14 protein-coding genes, 1 tRNA gene and 1 pseudogene are annotated in these 20,009 nt (G+C 39.0%); 13 read left to right on the top strand and 3 right to left on the bottom strand.

Annotation, left to right across the window (positions count from 1 at the left end; all coding sequences use genetic code 11):
- Positions 1-2,553, top strand: a complete 2,553-nt coding sequence (locus PISS_RS02345; RefSeq protein WP_058154134.1) for a sensor domain-containing protein — start codon at positions 1-3, stop codon at positions 2,551-2,553.
- Positions 2,554-2,842: 289 nt separating this feature from the next.
- Here the strand turns inward: PISS_RS02345 and PISS_RS02350 are convergent.
- Together PISS_RS02350 and PISS_RS02355 are read right to left on the bottom strand one after the other, a co-directional pair.
- Positions 2,843-2,918 (bottom strand) — tRNA-His (locus tag PISS_RS02350).
- Between the two features lie 966 nt (positions 2,919-3,884).
- Positions 3,885-4,526 carry a translocation/assembly module TamB domain-containing protein gene (locus PISS_RS02355; protein WP_167380507.1) on the bottom strand — a complete coding sequence of 214 codons (642 nt, stop codon included), beginning with the start codon at positions 4,524-4,526 and terminating at the stop codon, positions 3,885-3,887.
- A 35-nt stretch (positions 4,527-4,561) separates the two neighbouring features.
- Here PISS_RS02355 and PISS_RS02360 point away from each other — a divergent pair, with 35 nt between their 5' ends.
- The 3 genes and pseudogenes from PISS_RS02360 to PISS_RS02370 form a co-directional block, all read left to right on the top strand.
- A complete protein-coding gene (locus PISS_RS02360) occupies positions 4,562-5,380 on the top strand; it encodes a mechanosensitive ion channel family protein (protein ID WP_013464003.1) in 819 nt (272 codons plus the stop codon).
- A gap of 106 nt (positions 5,381-5,486) precedes the next feature.
- Positions 5,487-6,269 carry a DUF481 domain-containing protein gene (locus PISS_RS02365; protein WP_036955876.1) on the top strand — a complete coding sequence of 261 codons (783 nt, stop codon included), beginning with the start codon at positions 5,487-5,489 and terminating at the stop codon, positions 6,267-6,269.
- A gap of 368 nt (positions 6,270-6,637) precedes the next feature.
- Positions 6,638-9,058: pseudogene (locus PISS_RS02370) on the top strand (SLBB domain-containing protein); the annotation flags it as partial.
- A gap of 304 nt (positions 9,059-9,362) precedes the next feature.
- On the opposite strand, the gene PISS_RS18950 reads toward PISS_RS02370, so the two are convergent.
- The gene (locus PISS_RS18950; RefSeq protein ID WP_208617803.1) at positions 9,363-10,097 is read right to left on the bottom strand and encodes a hypothetical protein; all 735 of its coding nucleotides are present in this window, start codon (positions 10,095-10,097) and stop codon (positions 9,363-9,365) included.
- Here PISS_RS18950 and PISS_RS02380 point away from each other — a divergent pair.
- From PISS_RS02380 to PISS_RS02420, 9 genes are all read left to right on the top strand, one after another.
- Positions 10,082-11,044 (top strand): Wzz/FepE/Etk N-terminal domain-containing protein, encoded by a 963-nt coding sequence (locus PISS_RS02380; RefSeq protein ID WP_036955882.1) that lies wholly within the window; start codon positions 10,082-10,084, stop codon positions 11,042-11,044. The two genes, PISS_RS18950 and PISS_RS02380, sit on opposite strands and share 16 nt — an antisense overlap.
- 54 nt (positions 11,045-11,098) lie before the next feature.
- Entirely contained in the window at positions 11,099-12,217 is a 1,119-nt protein-coding gene (wecB, locus tag PISS_RS02385) for a non-hydrolyzing UDP-N-acetylglucosamine 2-epimerase (protein ID WP_036955885.1), read from the top strand.
- Between the two features lie 209 nt (positions 12,218-12,426).
- Entirely contained in the window at positions 12,427-13,719 is a 1,293-nt protein-coding gene (gene wecC / locus PISS_RS02390) for a UDP-N-acetyl-D-mannosamine dehydrogenase (protein WP_036955887.1), read from the top strand.
- A gap of 1 nt (position 13,720) precedes the next feature.
- Positions 13,721-14,911: a UDP-N-acetylglucosamine 4,6-dehydratase gene (locus tag PISS_RS02395; RefSeq protein WP_036955889.1), complete on the top strand. Its 1,191-nt coding sequence runs from the start codon at positions 13,721-13,723 to the stop codon at positions 14,909-14,911.
- A gap of 15 nt (positions 14,912-14,926) precedes the next feature.
- Positions 14,927-16,081 (top strand): LegC family aminotransferase, encoded by a 1,155-nt coding sequence (locus PISS_RS02400; protein ID WP_036955892.1) that lies wholly within the window; start codon positions 14,927-14,929, stop codon positions 16,079-16,081.
- Positions 16,081-17,235 (top strand): UDP-N-acetylglucosamine 2-epimerase, encoded by a 1,155-nt coding sequence (neuC, locus tag PISS_RS02405; RefSeq protein WP_058154135.1) that lies wholly within the window; start codon positions 16,081-16,083, stop codon positions 17,233-17,235. Before PISS_RS02400 ends, neuC begins: the two co-directional genes overlap by 1 nt.
- Positions 17,236-17,243: 8 nt before the next feature.
- Positions 17,244-18,314: an N-acetylneuraminate synthase gene (neuB, locus tag PISS_RS02410; RefSeq protein WP_036955897.1), complete on the top strand. Its 1,071-nt coding sequence runs from the start codon at positions 17,244-17,246 to the stop codon at positions 18,312-18,314.
- On the top strand, positions 18,307-18,966 hold the full coding sequence (locus PISS_RS02415; RefSeq protein WP_036955899.1) for an acetyltransferase: 660 nt from the start codon (positions 18,307-18,309) through the stop codon (positions 18,964-18,966). Before neuB ends, PISS_RS02415 begins: the two co-directional genes overlap by 8 nt.
- Positions 18,956-20,008: a nucleotidyltransferase family protein gene (locus tag PISS_RS02420; RefSeq protein ID WP_036955905.1), complete on the top strand. Its 1,053-nt coding sequence runs from the start codon at positions 18,956-18,958 to the stop codon at positions 20,006-20,008. The genes PISS_RS02415 and PISS_RS02420 overlap by 11 nt, the downstream gene beginning before the upstream one ends.
- Position 20,009: the final 1 nt, after the last annotated feature.

Genomic DNA, 20,009 nt, shown 5'->3' on the forward strand with positions numbered 1-20,009 from the left:
GTGAGCAAGGATAGCAAGCAGTTAGATATAGGTGCAGCCTATGATGTATCGTATTCTCAATGTGCAAATTTAAGTGCACAATTGAGAGTACTGCAGCACGAAATTAAAGCCGATTACTTATTTATTGCCTCTGTAAATGAAGATAAATTAGCAACTACGCAGTTGGTTTTACATAACGCAGAGGTCGTTGATAACTTTTCTTATTCGCTAGAAGGCTCGCCTTGTGAACAGCTGCCTTCAAAAAGTGCGTGTTTTATAACGGATGAATTACAACAACACTATCCTGAAAATAAGCTACTAAAAACTATAAATGCGCAAGCTTACATTGGCGTCTCTATAAGCAATGATGAAGGCCAATTAAGCGGCGTACTGGTTGGTCTTTATTTAAATAGTGATCCAACAATCGAACGCTACCTACCAAGGCTAATTAGCTTTGCGAGTTATACAGCAGTGTTCTTGCAAAAGTGTTTTTTAGAAGATAAATCAAGCTCACAGCAATCACTATTTAGTGCTGTTGAAGCTATGTCGAAGGTAGGCACGTGGGAATACACAATTTCAACCGGCGAGCTAAATTATTCACCCGAGGTTTATAATATTTATGGCCTTGATAAGCACAAACCGCTCACGACCACACAAGCGATTGCGCATTATGCTGGTGAAAAAGAGCAAGCGCGTATTCGTGATTTTTTTAATCGTTTGCAAACACATGGTCTTCCTTATTGTGAAGACTTTGAGTTTGTAGATGCTCATGGCAATAAAAAGTGGGTACGGACGAGTGGTCACCCTGTTTTTAATGATGATCATCAGGTTATTAAAGTGCATGGTGCTTTTGAAGATGTCACTTTAGAGTATGAATTAAAGGCCAAGGTTGATGATAAAAATAATCGCCTTGAAGCTATTTTAAATAACTTAAATGATGCAGTGATCACTATTAATCAGCAAGGCGTTATTGTTCACTGTAACTCAACCGCATTAACTATGTTTGGCTATAAGCAAAATGAAATGCTTGGCTTGTCGATTAACAACTTAATGCCTGAGCCTTATGCATCTAAGCATCACTCGTATATGCGAAATTATGAGCAAACAGGTGAGGCTAAAATTATTGGTGTTGGTAGGCAACTACCTGCAAGAAAAAAAGACGGCACTATTTTTCAAATAGAATTGTCACTTACCAAAGCCGTTAATGAGCAAAGCGTTGAATATATTGGTGTAGTTAGAGATATTAGTGAAAAACTCAAAGCGCAAGATACCATTTATAATTTAGCTTATTCAGATCCCATAACAGGATTAAAAAATAAGCGGTGGTTTGAGCGCGAATGCAGAAGTTTACTTCAAAGTGCCAGCATTAATAATGGCTATATATATGCTGCATTATTAGATATGGATAAGTTAGCGCAATTTAACTTTAAGTACGGTATTGAGGCGGGCAACGAAGCACTCATTTTAACGGCTAAAAAACTATCAAATGCGGTACAGGGCGAGTACAAGCTATACAAAAGCGGAGTCGATTCTTTTTTAATTATAAGCGCCAATATAAGTAATGACTTATCCTACCTAGAGCAACAACAACCAAGTATAGACTCTAAAATATTAGCGCTAGATAACTTCTCACATAAGATCAGTGATCTTGATGTGGTACTAAGCGCCTCGTTGGGCAGTACAATTATTAATGCGAGTAGAGACTCCTATAGCTCTATGTTTGATAAGTTGGAATACGCACTAAAACAAGCCAAAAAGTTTTCTCCTTTTGGTTATTACTTTGCAGATTTAGATGCATTAAAACGTTACGAACGTACCAATAAAATTCGTTACTTACTAATAAATGTTGATAAAAGTGATGAATTAACACTGGTACTACAGCCACAATTTATTAATGAAAATACCTTTAATTCAGCCGAAGCATTATTACGTTGGGATTCTGAGGAATTAGGCGTAATAAGCCCTGGGGAATTTATACCCCTAGCAGAAGAGAGTGAAGCCATTATTAAAATTGGCGATTGGGTGGTTGATCAAGTATGTAAGTTGCTGCATGAAGTCAGCCGAGCAGGAAAAAACACCTGTATTGCCGTTAACATTAGCGCTAAACAAATTGTAGCCCCCGATTTTAAGGAAAAATTGCTCGCCAGTGTTCATAAGTGGCAAGTGTCACCACGTAACTTAGTGATAGAGCTGACCGAAACGACTTTAGTGTCAGACATCGAACTAGTAAAAGAGACTATGCTTGAACTTAATAAAAAGGGCTTTAGGTTTTCAATTGATGACTTTGGAACGGGTTATTCAAGCCTGAGTTATTTGAAAGAGTTGCCAATTTCTGAGCTTAAAATAGATAAATACTTTGTCGATGGCATTATGGATACTGACGATAATTCAAGTAAAACTATTGTGAATATGATCATCGACATGGCCAGTGCTTTAGGCGTAAACAGCGTTGCTGAAGGCGTTGAGGAACCTGCGCAATTTAATTATTTAAAGCAGCGCGGTTGCAACTTATTTCAAGGCTATTTATTTTCAAAGCCACTGCCTATTGCACAGTGGAAAGAACGCCTTAAATAATATGTAGCAGCGACTTTATTTTGCGTTTATTAAGTTTACATGTTCAAAGCTTCAAATGCGGGCATCGGGCTTCGAGACGCGGGGTAAATCCACTGCTACGTGTGTAGTTTTTAAATCTATGGTAGCAGCGACGTTATGTCGCGTCAGGTTTAAGATCTAATAAATGCGTAAGGTAAACTCATGCCTACAGACAAGTTGGCGTAGTTTCTTTGTTTCTGACTTGGCTTTGTATCGGGTAAATATAATTTAGAGATTAACTTTAGATATTACCGAGGAGACTTAGAAATAGTGGGGCGATTGACGGGGCTCGAACCCGCGACAACCGGAATCACAATCCGGGGCTCTACCAACTGAGCTACAACCGCCACTACATACACCTTGTTTGGTGTGGCGCGCATAATACATAATATCCCCATGCTTGTGAAGCAAAAAATCAAAAAAATTAAACTTATTTTAAGTATTCTATATTTAAGCTATTGGCAACGGGTAACGGGCAGCTCGAATCCCTAATTCCGCGCAAGATTTTCTTCTCTGTGTAGCGCGAAGCGCCTCGGTGTACTCTGTGGTTCAAAATGGTTTTTTAGGCGGGGGTTATCACGCGCAGGTGGTTTTAGGCAATAAACTTATTCACAAAGAGGTTAAGAGACGCTGCGCTTTTAGAGCTAGTGAAAAAACAATTAATCACTCGGGCTCATGGTTATTGTTTTCTCATTTACTCCTCATTCACCTCTCTTTGTGCAAAAAGATCTTAAAGAGATTTTATTCACCACAGAGGGTTAGTGCACACAGAGGAAATGATTAAAGACATGTTTTATTTGTTTTGTCTTCTCTGTGGAGCGTGAAGCGCCTCGGTGTACTCTGTGGTTCAAAATGGTTTGTAGGCGGGGGTTATCACGCGCAGGTAGGTTTTAGGCAATAAACTTATTCACAAAGAGGTTAAGAGACGCTGCGCTTTTAGAGCTAGTGAAAAAACAATTAATCACTCGGGCTCATGGTTATTGTTTTCTCATTTACTCTTCATTCACTTCTCTTTGTGCAAAAAGATCTTAAAGAGATTTTATTCACCACAGAGGGGGCAGAGCACACAGAGGAAATGATTTTTGTCTTCTCTGTGAAGCGCGTAGCGCCTCGGTGTACTCTGTGGTGCAAAAAATTAAAACACTATTTACCACAGAGGTCACAGAGGAAGAGATTAAAGACAAAGATTTTAGGTTTTAGGTAGAGATTAAGCCAAGCATGATGTTTGTATTGAACGTGAGCGGTGGTTATCCCGCGCATTTTATTAAACCCTGCGCGAGGTAAACTCCCGCCTACGGGTATAAAAAACCTTGCTATATTAACCGTAAGGTTTTTAAATTCCTCGAACCTCGAACCTCGAACCTCGAACCTCGAACCTCGAACCTCGAACCTCGAACCTCGAACCTCGAACCTCGAACCTCGAACCTCGAACCTCGAACCTCGAACCTCGAACCTCGAACCTCGAACCTCGAACCTCGAACCTCGAACCTCGAACCTCGAACCTCGAACCTCGAACCTCGAACCTCGAACCTCGAACCTCGAACCTCGAACCTCGAACCTCGAACCTCGAACCTCGAACCTCGAACCTCGAACCTCGAACCTCGAACCTCGAACCTCGAACCTCGAACCTCGAACCTCGAACCTCGAACCTCGAACCTCGAACCTCGAACCTCGAACCTCGAACCTCGAACCTCGAACCTCGAACCTCGAACCTCGAACCTCGAACCTCGAACCTCGAACCTCGAACCTCGAACCTCGAACCTCGAACCTCGAACCTCGAACCTCGAACCTCGAACCTCGAACCTCGAACCTCGAACCTCGAACCTCGAACCTCGAACCTCGAACCTCGAACCTCGAACCTCGAACCTCGAACCTCGAACCTCGAACCTCGAACCTCGAAATACGCTGTTGCAAACACCTATTAAAGATTTACAATACAATACAATAAACAACACCGCTAAACTGCTTAATAACACTATCAGGAGTTAATATGGATTCAATACTCAATTGGCTGAATGAAAATTCAGGCTTAATCTTACACTACGGTATTCAAGCAGTCATAGCGCTTGTTATATTTTTGCTGGGTGGACGAATTGCTAAATTTTGTGCAAAGTTAACCGAAAAAGCATTCGACAAGAAAAAAGTAGATAAAGCGGTTTCATCGTTTGTCTCTAGTATTGTATATGCCATTGTATTTGCAGCCACTATTTTAATGGCGCTGTCACAAATTGGCATCGAAACCACGTCATTCATTGCTATTTTAGGTGCGGCAGGTTTAGCCGTTGGCTTAGCACTGCAAGGGTCGTTATCTAACTTTGCGTCAGGCGTATTAATTATTCTACTTCGCCCATTTAAATCAGGTGACTACGTTGAAGCGGGCGGTAAAGCCGGTACGATTAAAAAAATCGAAATATTCTCAACTGAAATGCGTACACCCGATAACAAAGTTATTGTAATGCCTAATTCAAAAATTATGTCAGATGCAATTATTAACTACTCGCGCGAATCAACACGCCGCGTTGACCTTGTGATTGGTGTTGGCTACGACGCCGACTTACGAAAAGCAAAAGAAGTACTTAAATCAGTGCTTGATAACGAATCGCGTATTTTAAAAGATCCTGCATATAACGTATCGGTATCTGAACTTGCCGATTCAAGCGTTAACTTTATAGTGCGCCCGTGGGTTAACTCAGAAGATTACTGGCCAACATACTGGTCGTTAATGGAAAACATTAAAATAGCGTTAGACGACGCAGACATTACCATTCCATTCCCGCAAATGGATGTACATTTACACAAGCAAGACTAATTTTTTAAAATACTTATTTATTAAGGCAGCGCTCAAATTCGATTTATTAATATGCGCGCTGTTTTTTTAATAGGTATTAATACATTTTTTACAGGGTTATTTTTTAATGAAACTTAAGCTTTTATCAATTTTAGTAGCAGCCTCAGCTACAACCAATGCATTTGCAGCAGAAGATGAACAAAAAACCTGGGAAGTTACCAGCGAAGTAGGCGCTATTATTACCAGCGGTAATACCGAAACAACGACCTTAAAAGGCGGTATTAAAGTATTACATAACTTAGAAAGCTGGAATAACGAGTATAAGTTAGACGGCATCTACAAAGAAGATGAAGTAGAGAACGAAAACGGCATAAAAGAAAAACAGCGTACTAACGAAAAGTACTCTATTTCAGCACAAGGTAATTACAAGTTAAATGAAAAGCACGCCCACTTATTTATTTATGGGTCACACGTATCTGACTACTTTGGTGCATACCGAAGTGAGTCGGTTATTTCAGCGGGTTATGGTTTACGTTTACTAAACGAGTCAAACATGAAACTAAATGCTGAAATTGGTCCAGGTTATAAGTACTTTAAATACCCAGATGTAAGCGAAGAGGTTGATGAAAACGGCAACTCACTAGCGGGTGAATACGAAGGCGAAGTAATTGCTTTAGGTAAATTAGACTTTAGCTGGAAAATTTCAGACAACGCGCGTTTTACCCAGTTAGTATCGGTAGAATATGGTGATACCAATACCAAAACTCGCTCAGAAACTGCGCTACTTACTAAAATTAATGGCTCATTACAAATGAAAGTAGCCTACAATATCATCAACAACTCAGATGTGGCTGATGACAAAGAAGCAACCGACACTGAGACCTCATTAACATTGGTTTACAGCTTTTAACATCAAGTAGTAAATTAATTGTAATAAAACTATGAAAGGGGCTAAAGTCCCTTTTTTATTTGCTCATAAATAATGTATGATACCCAACAATTTTGGTTGTAGACCTAGGGAAATACCTACTCGTGAACGTTATTAAACATTTATTAAGTGCTTTTGTACTTATATGTAGCTTTAGCACATTAGCATTTGCGCCAACAGCCGCTCAACTAGAGCAGTTTCAAAAGTTGCCTAAGTCTCAACAGCAGGCACTTGCAAAGCAATATGGCGTAGATATTTCAAGCCTTGAAGGTGCAGGCAATGCCACTGGCAAAAATAACGAACAAGATAAACCCACAGTAGGTGAGCGTAATACCGCCGACGAACAAGCTTTTACAGATGAAGAACGCTTTAAGCCCGAAGATAACACGGTAAAACCATTCGGTTATGACTTATTTGCCGGCGAACCCACCACATTCATGCCCAACGAAAACGCCGCAGTACCCGATACGTATTTAGTGGGGCGTGGCGATCAGCTATTAATCAACTTTTACGGTAAAGAAAGCGCAAGCTACGAAGTCATCGTTGATAGGGAAGGACGTATTAACATTCCCGACTTAAGTCCTGTTCAGGTAGCTGGTTTAACCTTTGCTGAAGTTAAAGAGTTAATAAAAGTAAAAGTTGAACAAGAGATTATAGGTGTTAAAGCGTTCGTATCGCTTGGTAAACTTCGCAGTATTCGTATTTTAGTATTGGGTGAAGCATACAAACCAGGTAGCTATAGTGTGTCGTCATTGACTACAGTGTCGCATGCATTATTTGTAAGTGGTGGCGTGTCTGATATTGCCTCACTGCGCAATATTCAAGTAAAACGCGGTGGTAAGGTTGTTACTAACTTTGATTTATACGATTTACTTATTCGCGGTGATAGCAGTAACGATATTATTTTAAAGCCGGGTGACGTGGTATTTATACCGTCGGTTGGCGAGCAAGTAACCGTTGATGGTTTAGTAAAACGCCCTGCTATTTTTGAGCTTAAAAAAGGCGAAACGGCAGAACAATTATTAAAAATGGCGGGCGGCATCAAGCCAAATGCTTACGCTAAAAGCGTGATAGTTGAACGTTTTAATAACCAACATAAAGAAGTGCTTTCGGTAGATTTTAGCAAAGAGCAAGTTAACTACATTCCAAAAGATGGCGATCGTATTCGTTTTAGTGCCATTGGTGAGCAATACCAAACTTCAATTAGTTTAATTGGTGCTGTAGTACGCCCAGGTAATTACCAGTGGTACAAGGGTAAACGTATTTCAGACATATTAGGCTCAGTACGTGGTGACTTACTACCACAGGCCGATTTAGATTATGCACTAGTGGTGCGCGAAACCAACGTAAATGGTGATATTGAAATTCATCAGTTCGATTTAGCAAAAGCCATTACAAAAAATACTGAGAACAACTTACCACTTAACCCTAACGATAAAATTATTGTATTCAGTCGTTTTGAAGAAAAAGCATTAGAAGATATAGCGCTTGCAAATTTAGCGTTAACTAAAGAGCAGCAAGACCAACAGCGCAAAGCAGAGCTTTGGCATGAATACCAACAAAAAGAGTTTGAAAAATACGTTGGTGTGGCGACTAAAAAGTCAGAGTTTGAAGAGGTAAACCCAAACTTAAGCATGTCGCAAATGCTTGAGAAAAAGCTAAAAGAACAAGAAGAAGATGCAAAAAGCTATGCCTTGTTCAGCCGCCATAATTTACTTAAACCGGTAATTGCCAAGTTAGAGCAGCAGGCTGGTGTAATGCAGGCGATGCAAATAGTGGAAATTAGCGGCAGTGTAATGTACCCAGGCATTTACCCGTTAATGGAAGGCGGTGAAGTAAAAGACCTAATTACTGCAGCGGGTGGCTTGTTAGAGTCGGCTTATACACAACAAGCAGAAGTAACAAGAATTGCCAATAAAGATGTATCAAACATTGAGCATATTAAGTTTGACCTTAAAAGCGCCATGCAAGGTAAAACAGCATCTAATATTTCATTACAAAGTAAAGACAGCGTAAATATATTTGCTATACCAAATTGGCAAGAAAACTTAAAAGTAGAGCTTAAAGGTGAGCTTAAATTTCCGGGTACTTATACCATTCGTCGTGGCGAAACCTTAAGTAACTTACTTGAGCGCGCCGGTGGCTTTTCTGAGTTTGCTGCAACCAATGCCGCTGTATTTACTCGTCAGTCGATTAAAAAGCAAGAGCAACAACAGCTAGCGCGTTTATCTACCGAGCTTCGCCGTGATATAGCATCAAAAAGCTTCCAAAGCTCAGTAAGTAGCAACACACTTACTTACGATGAAATGAATAAGCTTTTGAAGGATTTAGCAAACGTAGATGCCGTAGGCCGTTTAGTTATAGATTTACCGCTTATTGTTAACAATCAGCAAAACTTAGTACTGCAAGATGGCGATGTGCTTTATGTGCCGAGTGAACGCGACTCAATTAGCGTAATAGGTGAGGTTAATTACTCTACCTCGCACCTTTACAAAGAAGGTATCAGCGTAGACGAATACATAGACCTAAGCGGTGGTTTAAAAGAGCGCGCTGCTGATGACCGTATTTACATAATAAAAGCCAACGGCTCAGTAAAAATACCAAATACCGGCAACTGGTTTGCAGTTAATAACTCAAACCAACTTGAACCAGGCGATACCATTGTTGTCCCACTAGATGCAGGCCATATGGATAAGTTAACGCTTTGGAGCACCGCAACACAGATTCTATATCAACTAGGTGTAGCAGTAGCAGCCATAAGCGGTATTTAATATAATGTAGCGCGGGTTTATCCCGCGCTTATGTAGCAGCGACTTTATGTCGCGTCTGTTAGTGATTTTATTCACCACAGAGGGTAAAGAGAACACAGAGGAAGAGATCAAAGTTAAAGGCTTTTATCAATATAAGCTTTTCTTCTCTGTGTAGCGCGCAGCGCCTCGGTGTACTCTGTGGTTCAAAATGGTTTTGTAAACGGGGCTTTATGCCGCGCAAATGTAGTAGCAGGTTTGGTGTTACGAGGGACGAGCTAAAGTTCCTAAAACCTAAAACAATAACTTGACCTAATGTTCTAGTTATTCAATTTTTGATAGCTGATAGCTGATAGCTGATAGCTGATAGCTGATAGCTGATAGCTGATAGCTGATAGCTGATAGCTGATAGCTGATAGCTGATAGCTGATAGCTGATAGCTGATAGCTGATAGCTGATAGCTGATAGCTGATAGCTGATAGCTGATAGCTGATAGCTGATAGCTGATAGCTGATAGCTGATAGCTGATAGCTGATAGCTGATAGCTGATAGCTGATAGCTGATAGCTGATAGCTGATAGCTGATAGCTGATAGCTGATAGCTGATAGCTGATAGCTGATAGCTGATAGCTGATAGCTGATAGCTGATAGCTGATAGCTGATAGCTGATAGCTGATAGCTGATAGCTGATAGCTGATAGCTGATAGCTGATAGCTGATAGCTGATAGCTGATAGCTGATAGCTGATAGCTGATAGCTGATAGCTGATAGCTGATAGCTGATAGCTGATAGCTGATAGCTGATAGCTGATAGCTGATAGCTGATAGCTGATAGCTGATAGCTGATAGCTGATAGCTGATAGCTGATAGCTGATAGCTGATAGCTGATAGCTGATAGCTGATAGCTGATAGCTGATAGCTGATAGCTGATAGCTGATAGCTGATAGCTGATAGCTGATAGCTGATAGCTGATAGCTGATAGCTGATAGCTGATAGCTGATAGCTGATAGCTGATAGCTGATAGCTGATAGCTGAACTTATGAGATTTAAATGGAAAACAACTCAAACAACCTAAATCAAGCAAATACACCAGTGCAAAACAACATTGCTGACGACGAAATAGATCTACGCGAACTATTTACCGCAATTTGGCAAGGTAAATGGATCATTATTGCTATAACCACCTTATTTGCTGTTGCATCTGTTTTTTATGCCATTAATCAGCCAAATATTTATAAGTCTGAGGCGTTACTTGCCCCTGCTGAACAAGATAAAGCGGGTGGTTTAGGTGCATTAGCCGGCCAGTTTGGTGGCTTAGCAAGTTTAGCAGGAGTTAACTTAGGTTCAGGTGGCGGGGTTGATAAAACGCAAATGGCGCTTGAGGTACTAAAGTCGCGCAAATTTACCAGCGACTTTATTAAAAAACACAATATACTGCCCGACTTAATGGCGGCTAAATCGTGGAACCGTGAAACTAATACGGTTATTTATAACGAAGAGCTTTATATTGCAGAGCAAAATAAATGGATTCGCGAAGTTGAATTGCCTTTTAAACCACGGCCTTCAATGCAAGAGGCTTATAAAGAATTTAGTAAAATTATTAGTGCAAATAAAGATAAAGAAACTGGTATGGTTAAAATTGCTATAGAGCATGTATCGCCTTACATAGCACAACAATGGGTGAACTGGTTAATACAAGATATAAACGCGACCATGAAACAGCGCGACGTATTAGAGGCAAATAAAAGTAACGACTTTTTAACTCAGCAACTAGAGCAAACTAAAATAGCTGATATTCGTGCTGTACTATATAAATTAGTTGAAGAACAAACAAAAACAATTATGTTTGCAAATGTGCGTGATGAATATGTTTTTAAAACCATTGACCCTGCAATAGTGCCTGAGCAGAAGTTTAAGCCCAAAAGAGCGTTAATATGTGTTTCGGGTTTTTTGTTAGGTGGTACGTTAAGTGTAATGTTGGTACTCATTAGATATTTTATGAATAAAAAATAGTTAAAAGCTTAATAGTTCATATAATTCGAGTTATTCATAAAGTAAGGATTTAAAGTGAAAGTTTTAACTGTATTTGGCACTCGCCCAGAAGCTATTAAAATGGCTCCGTTAGTACATGCACTTAATAGTGATAATCGTTTTGAGGTAAAGGTATGTGTGACGGCGCAGCATCGTGAAATGCTTGATCAAGTCTTAGATTTATTTGAAATCACTCCTGATTACGACTTAAATTTAATGAGAGCTGGGCAAACACTGCCTGATGTAACGAGCCGTATTTTACTAGAGCTTACTCCTGTACTTAAAGAGTTTAAGCCCGATGTAGTGCTAGTGCATGGTGATACTGCTACCACTTTTGCTGCAAGTTTAGCTGCATATTATGAGCAAATAACAGTCGGACATGTTGAAGCCGGCCTGCGTACAGGGAATATTTACTCACCGTGGCCAGAAGAAGGCAATCGTAAATTAACGGGCGCACTTGCAAAGTATCACTTTTCACCAACCGAAAACTCTAAAGCTAACTTGTTGAAAGAGAACTATGCAGCTGAGAATATATCGGTAACCGGTAATACGGTTATAGATGCACTTTTACTTGTTAAGCAACAAATAGAAGATAATGCCAAATTGAGAAACACCTTAGCTAGACAATTCCCAATGCTTGATGAAAACAAAAAACTCATTTTAGTTACAGGGCATCGCCGTGAAAGTTTTGGTGGTGGGTTTGAGCGAATTTGTGAGGCATTGGCACAGACAGCTCAAGCGCATCCAGATTGCCAAATTCTTTATCCTGTGCATTTAAACCCAAATGTACAAGAGCCAGTAAAGCGTATTCTAAAAAGTGTAGATAACGTAAACTTAATTGAGCCTCAGCAATACTTACCATTTGTATATTTAATGAATCGCTCTCATATTATTTTAACTGATTCTGGTGGCATTCAAGAGGAGGCGCCTAGCCTGGGTAAACCTGTGCTTGTTATGCGTGATACCACTGAACGCCCTGAAGCAGTAAATGCGGGTACAGTTAAATTAGTGGGTACTGATGTAGCTAAAATAACCTCAGCATTAAATGAACTTTTAACTAATGATGAATCATATAAAACAATGAGCCGCGCTCATAACCCATACGGTGACGGTAAAGCGTGTCAACGTATTTGCGATATTTTAGCAAAAGATTAATTAGTAGCAGCGATTTTATATCGCGTCACAATACTATAGAGAATAGATTCGCAAGCTATAAAAATATAAGCAATGCTTGCATCAAAAATTTAAGATTAGAATTTTGTAGAACCTAGAACCTAGAACCTAGAACCTAGAACCTAGAACCTAGAACCTAGAACCTAGAACCTAGATTTAATACGATTTCAGTTGCATTCACAAGGATTATCATGCCATTTAATACGATTTCAGTTGTTGGTTTGGGCTATATTGGCTTACCAACCGCAGCAATGTTCGCATCACGAAAAATAAAAGTAATAGGGGTTGATGTAAATCAACATGCGGTAGATACAATTAACCGTGGTGAAATACATATAGTAGAACCTGATCTAGATATGATTGTTCATGCTGCAGTTACTGAAGGGTATTTAAAAGCAACAACTGTACCTGAACCGGCGGATGCTTTTTTAATAGCCGTACCAACACCGTTTAAAAGCACTCTAAATAAAGAAAGTGATTCAGCAATACCTGAGCCTGATTTAAGTTATATCAAAAAAGCCAGTGAAGCTATTTCGCCAGTACTTAAAAAAGGTGACTTAGTAATACTAGAGTCTACATCCCCTGTTGGTGCTACTGAGCAAATGGCTGTGTGGTTAGCTGCTGCGAGGCCAGACTTAACATTTCCGGGGCCTGAAAGTAGTTATACAGATATAAATATAGATGTAAATATAGCGCATTGCCCTGAACGTGTATTACCAGGTCATGTAGTTCGCGAGTTAGTAGAAAACGATCGTGTGATAGGTGGTATTACTGCTAAATGTTCTGCAAGGTCTGTTGAGCTTTACAAGACATTTGTACAAGGTGAATGTGTAATAACAAATGCCCGTACAGCCGAAATGGCAAAATTAACTGAAAACTCATGCCGCGATGTACAAATTGCATTTGCTAATGAGCTTTCAATAATTTGTGATAAACTAGATATAGACGTGTGGGAGCTTATATCGCTTGCTAACCGCCATCCACGTATTAATATTTTACAACCTGGTCCCGGAGTTGGCGGGCACTGTATCGCAGTTGACCCTTGGTTTATTGTTAGTAAAACCCCTGAACAGGCACAAATTATTCATACTGCCCGTAAAGTAAACGATGCTAAGCCAGAATGGGTAATTAATAAAGTTAAGTTAGCAATTGCTGATTTTTTACAAGCTAACCCAACTAAAACAGCAAAAGATGTAATCGTTGCCTGTTATGGCTTGGCTTTTAAACCAGATATCGATGATTTACGAGAAAGTCCTGCATTAAATATTACAAACAAAATTGCAGCAATGCATTCGGGCCCTGTCATAGCAATTGAACCTAATATAAATAAACTGCCGAGTAGCATTTCAGCATTTAATTTATCTACCTTAGAGAATGCAAAAGAAAATGCGGACATTCATTTACTATTAGTTGATCATAAAGAATTTATAAATACTGACTTAAAAGCAGAGTATTTAATAGATACAAAAGGTATATGGGGATAATATGAGCTCTATTTTAAATTTAATAGGTCGTAGCAAAACGCTTTTCAATCATGATATTAATAAAGAAGAAAATGAACTTCAGAAAAGAGTATCTGAGTCGCGATTTTTAGTGCTTGGTGGAGCCGGCTCAATAGGCCAAGCAGTTACAAAGGAAATATTTAAGCGTAATCCTGCGAAGCTTCATGTTGTCGATATTAGCGAAAATAACATGGTAGAGTTAGTACGAGATGTGCGTAGCTCTTTTGGGTATATAGAGGGCGACTTTCAAACTTTTGCGCTCGATATTGGTTCAGTTGAGTATGATGCATTTATAAAAGCTGATGGGCAATATGACTATGTATTGAATCTTTCTGCACTTAAGCATGTGCGCAGTGAAAAAGACCCATTTACATTAATGCGTATGATTGACGTAAATGTATTTAACACGGATAAAACAATTCAACAATCGATTGATTGCGGGGCAAAAAAATATTTCTGTGTGTCTACCGATAAAGCAGCTAACCCAGTTAATATGATGGGGGCCTCAAAGCGCATAATGGAAATGTTTTTAATGCGTAAAAGCGAAAAAATCGCTATTTCTACTGCGCGATTCGCAAACGTTGCTTTTTCTGATGGTTCATTATTACATGGCTTTAACCAACGCATTCAAAAGCAACAACCAATTGTCGCGCCTAGTGATATAAAACGCTATTTTGTTACCCCTCAGGAGTCTGGCGAATTATGTTTAATGTCGTGTATTTTCGGTGAAAATAGAGATATTTTCTTTCCAAAGCTCAGTGAAGCCCTGCATTTAATTACTTTCGCTGACATCGCTGTTAAGTATCTTGAAGAACGTGGCTTTGAGCCTGTTTTATGTAAAACGGAAGACGAAGCACGTGAGTTAGTAAAAACTCTACCAGCTCAAGGGAAGTGGCCATGTCTGTTTACTGAAAGTGACACCACGGGTGAAAAAGACTTTGAAGAGTTTTTCACTGATAGTGAAATATTAGACATGGAACGCTTTGAAAATTTAGGCATTATTAAAAATGATGCAATCTTTGAGCAAGCATTATTATCTGAATTTGAAGAAAGAATCACTCAAATGAAAGCAGATAAAAATTGGACAAAAGATGAAATTGTCTCACTTTTCTTTAAAATGCTTCCCGATTTTGGGCATAAAGAAACGGGCAAATACCTTGATGGTAAAATGTAATTAGGCAGATATATCATGACTAAACAGCTTGTTTCATTTATAAAAGATCTTTACCAAACTAACGAGTTTATTCCTCTGCACGCACCTACTTTTTCAGGTAACGAACAAAAGTATGTATCCGAAACTATAAACAGTACATTTGTTTCAAGCGTTGGTAAGTTTGTAGATGACTTTGAAAAACATATTGAAACTTACACCGAAACCGCAAAAGCGGTTGCTACTGTAAATGGCACGGCTGCATTACATACAGCCTTATATATGGCGGGAGTTAAAAGTAACGATATAGTTATTACGCAAGCGCTTACATTTGTAGCTACCTGTAATGCAGTACATCATATGGGAGCAGAGCCCGCATTTGTTGATGTATCACCTGTTAGCTTAGGTTTATGCCCTAAAGCATTGTCTACATTTTTAGAGCAGCATGCGGTACTAACCGAAACGGGTCCTGTACACAAAGAAACAAAACAGCGTATTCAGGCCGTCGTGCCAATGCATACATTTGGCCATCCTGTTGAGCTTGATGAGTTAGTTAGAGTATGTAATGAGTGGCAGATTGTTTTAGTAGAAGATGCTGCAGAAAGCCTTGGCTCTTTTTATAAAGGTAAGCACACAGGTACTTTAGGAGATTTTGGTGCTATTAGCTTTAATGGTAATAAAATTGTTACCACCGGTGGTGGCGGTATGGTTTTATGTAAAACTCTAATGACAGGGCAGCATACAAAACATATAACCACTACTGCAAAAGTGCCTCATCCGTATGAATTTTTTCATGATGAAGCAGGTTTTAACTATCGCATGCCTAACTTAAACGCAGCACTTGGTTGTGCCCAAATGGAAAGCTTAGTCGCATTTATCGATAATAAACGCCAGCTTGCGAATCAATATTCAGAATTTTTTAATGGCTCAGATTTTAAATTTGTAACTGAGCCAAGTTATGCAAAATCAAACTATTGGCTAAATGCAATTATTTGCCCAAACTACACTGAGCGAGAAAAACTACTAAAGCAAACGAATGCTGATGGTGTAATGACAAGACCAATATGGCAATTAATGCATCGTTTACCTATGTTTGAAAATGCATTGAGAGGCGATTTAAGCCATTCAGAGTTTGTTGAGGCTCACTTAGTTAATATACCAAGCTCTCCAGTTAAAAGTTTAGGCAAGTTATAATGACAAAAAAAATAGCTGTATTTACAGGTACCCGAGCAGAGTATGGGCTACTGTACTGGCTTTTAAAAGATATTCAAAGTGATCCAGAGCTTACATTACAGCTATTAGTTTCAGGCATGCATTTATCATCTGAGTTTGGTGAAACTTATAAACAAATAGAGCAAGATGGTTTTACCATAGATGAAAAAATAGAAATTTTACTCTCATCAGATACGGCCGTCGGTACCGCTAAAAGTATGGGGCTTGGTGTGCTTGGATTCACAGATGCGTTAAGTCGATTAAAGCCAGATGCACTGGTTATTTTAGGTGATCGTTTTGAAGCACTAGCGGCTGCACAAACTGCGATGATACTGCGTATTCCTATTTTGCATCTACATGGTGGAGAAATAACTGAAGGTGCCTATGATGACGCTATTCGCCATGCCATTACAAAGCTGAGCTATTTACACGGAACTTCCACTGAGGAGTATCGCCAACGTGTGATACAACTAGGTGAAGTACCTGAACGAGTTAAAAACATAGGTGCAATTGGCCTAGATCATTTAGCACGTAGTGACTTTATGAGCGTAAATGAAATTGGTAACTCATTAAATTTTAATTTAAAACAGCCTTACTTTCTCGTTACCTATCATCCAGTAACGCTAGGTGAAGAGTCTCCAGAGCAAAGCTTTATTGCATTACTTAATGCATTAGATGAATTTAAAGATCATCAAGTTATTTTAACTTATCCAAATGCCGATGATGGTGGACGCCGTATCATTCCAATACTTGAAAACTATGCTAAACAACATCCTAATAGAGTATGTGCAATACCTTCATTGGGGCAAAAACGCTACTTGAGCACGGTAAAAAATGCCGCTGTTGTTATTGGTAATTCCTCTAGTGGCATCATTGAAGTGCCAGCATTTAATGTTCCTACGGTAAATATAGGTGTAAGACAAAAAGGCCGTTTAGCAGCTAAAAGTGTACTTAGCTGTTCAGCTACAAAAGAGTCAATAACGGAAGCCATAAAGATGGCTGTTACAGGTAGCTATAAAACACCTGGGGAGAAAATAATAAACCCATACGGTGCTGGCAATGCAAGTGCTCAAGTAATTCAAATGCTCAAACTCCTAGAATTTGAGCCGAGTAAATCTTTTTACGATTTAAAGTGAGACCCTCTATGACATTAATTATTGCAGAAGCTGGTGTTAATCATAATGGCAGTGACGATTTAGCTTTTTCACTTGTTGACGCTGCTCATAAAGCAGGTGCCGATATAGTTAAATTTCAGACATTTAAAGCTAAAAATTTAGTAACTGAACAAGCTGAGCAAGCAGAGTATCAAGTTACTAATAGTGGTCAAAAAGAATCTCAGTTCTCAATGTTAAAGCGCTTAGAGTTGAGCTACGAAACACACCATAAGTTAGTTAAATACTGTAATGATTTAGGTATTGAGTTTCTTTCTACAGCTTTTGACTCAGAAAGCCTTTCATTTTTAGTTGATGATTTAGGTATAACTCGATTGAAGCTGCCATCAGGTGAAATTACTAACGCACCATTAGTGCTTGAACACGCAAGAACTGGCTGTGATTTGATAGTATCAACAGGTATGGCAACGCTTTCTGAAATAGAACAAGTTTTATCAGTGATTGCCTACGGTTATTTAAATTCTGAAGGTAAGCCAACAGATGAAGCACTTCAAGCGGCATACTTTTCAGAACATGGTAAGCAATTACTAAAAGAGAAAGTAACGCTTTTACATTGTACAACCGAATACCCGGCGCCATTTAATGATATAAATTTAAATGCTATGGACACTATGAAAGATGCGTTTAAACTCGAAGTGGGATACTCAGATCATAGTGCCGGCATTGTAGTTCCTATTGCTGCTGTTGCCAAAGGTGCTGTTTTAATTGAAAAGCACTTCACGGTTGATAAAAGTTTGACAGGGCCTGATCATAAAGCGTCCCTTGACCCAAAAGAATTAAAAGCCATGGTTGATGGTATTCGTACGGTTGAAAAAGTACTGGGAGATGGTATTAAAGGGCCTCGACCATCAGAAGTAAAAAATAAAAGCGTGGCGCGTAAAAGTCTTGTAGCGGCAAGTACAATTATTGCTGGTGAATTATTTAGTGAGGAAAACCTTGCAGTAAAGCGCCCAGGAAATGGCATTAACCCAATAAATTTCTGGCATTATTTAAGTAAACCAAGCGACAAAAGTTATAAAGCTGGCGACTTGATTGATGAGTAAGCCGGGGTATTTAGTTATCGGCGCCGGTGGGCATGCAGCTGCCCTTGCTGAAATATTAATTAAGCAGAAAAAAACTTTATTAGGTGTTGTAGCGCCGGATATCTTAGCTGGTCATGTGATTTTTGATTCTGTAAAGCACTATACACAGGATGATGACGTATTAAGGTTTTCAGTTGATAAGGTGTTATTAGTTAATGGTATTGGCGCTATGCCGCGTCAAGCGTTGAGAAAGAAAGTTTATACGCGTTTTTGTGAGTTAGGTTATACATTTGCAACTGTCATTGCTGATTCTGCGTTAGTGTCAGATTATGCTGTACTTGCTAAAGGTGCGCAAATTATGAATAACGCGGTGATTAATATTGGTAGTGAGATTGGCGAAAATACCATAGTCAACACCTCAGCCTCAATTGATCATGATTGTATAATTGGCGCTCATAGCCACCTTGCTCCAGGTACAACGTTAAGTGGACAGGTTGTCATCGAAGATAACGTACACGTAGCAACAGGTGCAAATATAATTAATAATGTATCTATAGGGCGAAATACGATAGTAGGTGTTGGCTCTAATATAACTAAGTCAATCCGAGAAAACTCAATGGTATATGGTGCACGAACCGTGATTAAAGGATTAGGTGTAATAAATGACAACTAACTGGGAAAAAGTGATAATTGATTCAACAATTTCAATCAAAGATGCACTAAAAGTTATTGACAAAGAAGCGTTGAGGGTAGCCTTGGTAGTTGATGATAATAAACTGGTCGGTATGGTTACTGATGGGGATGTACGAAGAGGTATACTTAAAGGGGTTGAATTGAGCGCCCCAGTAAAAGAAGTCATGAACTCTAAGCCTGTAAGTGCAAATGCATCATTAAGTAGTAATGAACTAAAACTCTTGATGCAATCGCGTAAAATACTGTCTCTGCCAATAGTAGATGATAATAATCAATTGGTAGGTTTAAAAACGCTTCATGAAACACTGTCTATTGAAAAACGTGAAAATCCTGTTTTTATTATGGCTGGAGGGTTTGGCACAAGGTTGCGTCCTTTGACAGACAGTTGCCCAAAACCAATGCTTGAGGTTGGTGGTAAACCAATGCTTGAGACGTTAATAAATAACTTTAAAAGCTATGGTTTTTATAAGTTTTATATATCTACTCACTACTTACCAGAAGTTATTATGGATTACTTTGGTAATGGTGATAAATTTGAAGTTGAAATTACTTATGTACATGAAGAAAACCCGCTTGGAACAGGCGGTGCACTCTCATTATTACCTGATAGTTTGCCTAAACAACCTTTAATTATGATTAATGGTGATATCTTAACTAATGTAGATTTCAGTAAAGTGCTTGATTTTCATGTTAAGCAAGAAAGTGATGCAACGATGTGTGTTCGTGATTACGAAATTAAAATACCGTTTGGCGTCATCGAAGGTGAAGGGCATAATATTACAGCAATGGTAGAGAAACCTACATATCGCTATTTTGTAAATGCAGGTATCTATATTATTTCAAATGAAATTATTGCTTCATTGCCTAACAATGAATATTTAGACATGCCAACATTGTTTGAAAGAAAACAGGGCGAAGGTTTCAAAACACTGAAGTTTCCCATTCACGAGTATTGGTTAGATGTAGGGCGTCACGATGATTTTAAAAAAGCGCAGTTAGATATCAATACTTTAGGAATATAAA

Source organism: Pseudoalteromonas issachenkonii (assembly GCF_002310795.1).
In the GTDB taxonomy this organism is placed as follows: Bacteria; Pseudomonadota; Gammaproteobacteria; order Enterobacterales; family Alteromonadaceae; genus Pseudoalteromonas; species Pseudoalteromonas tetraodonis.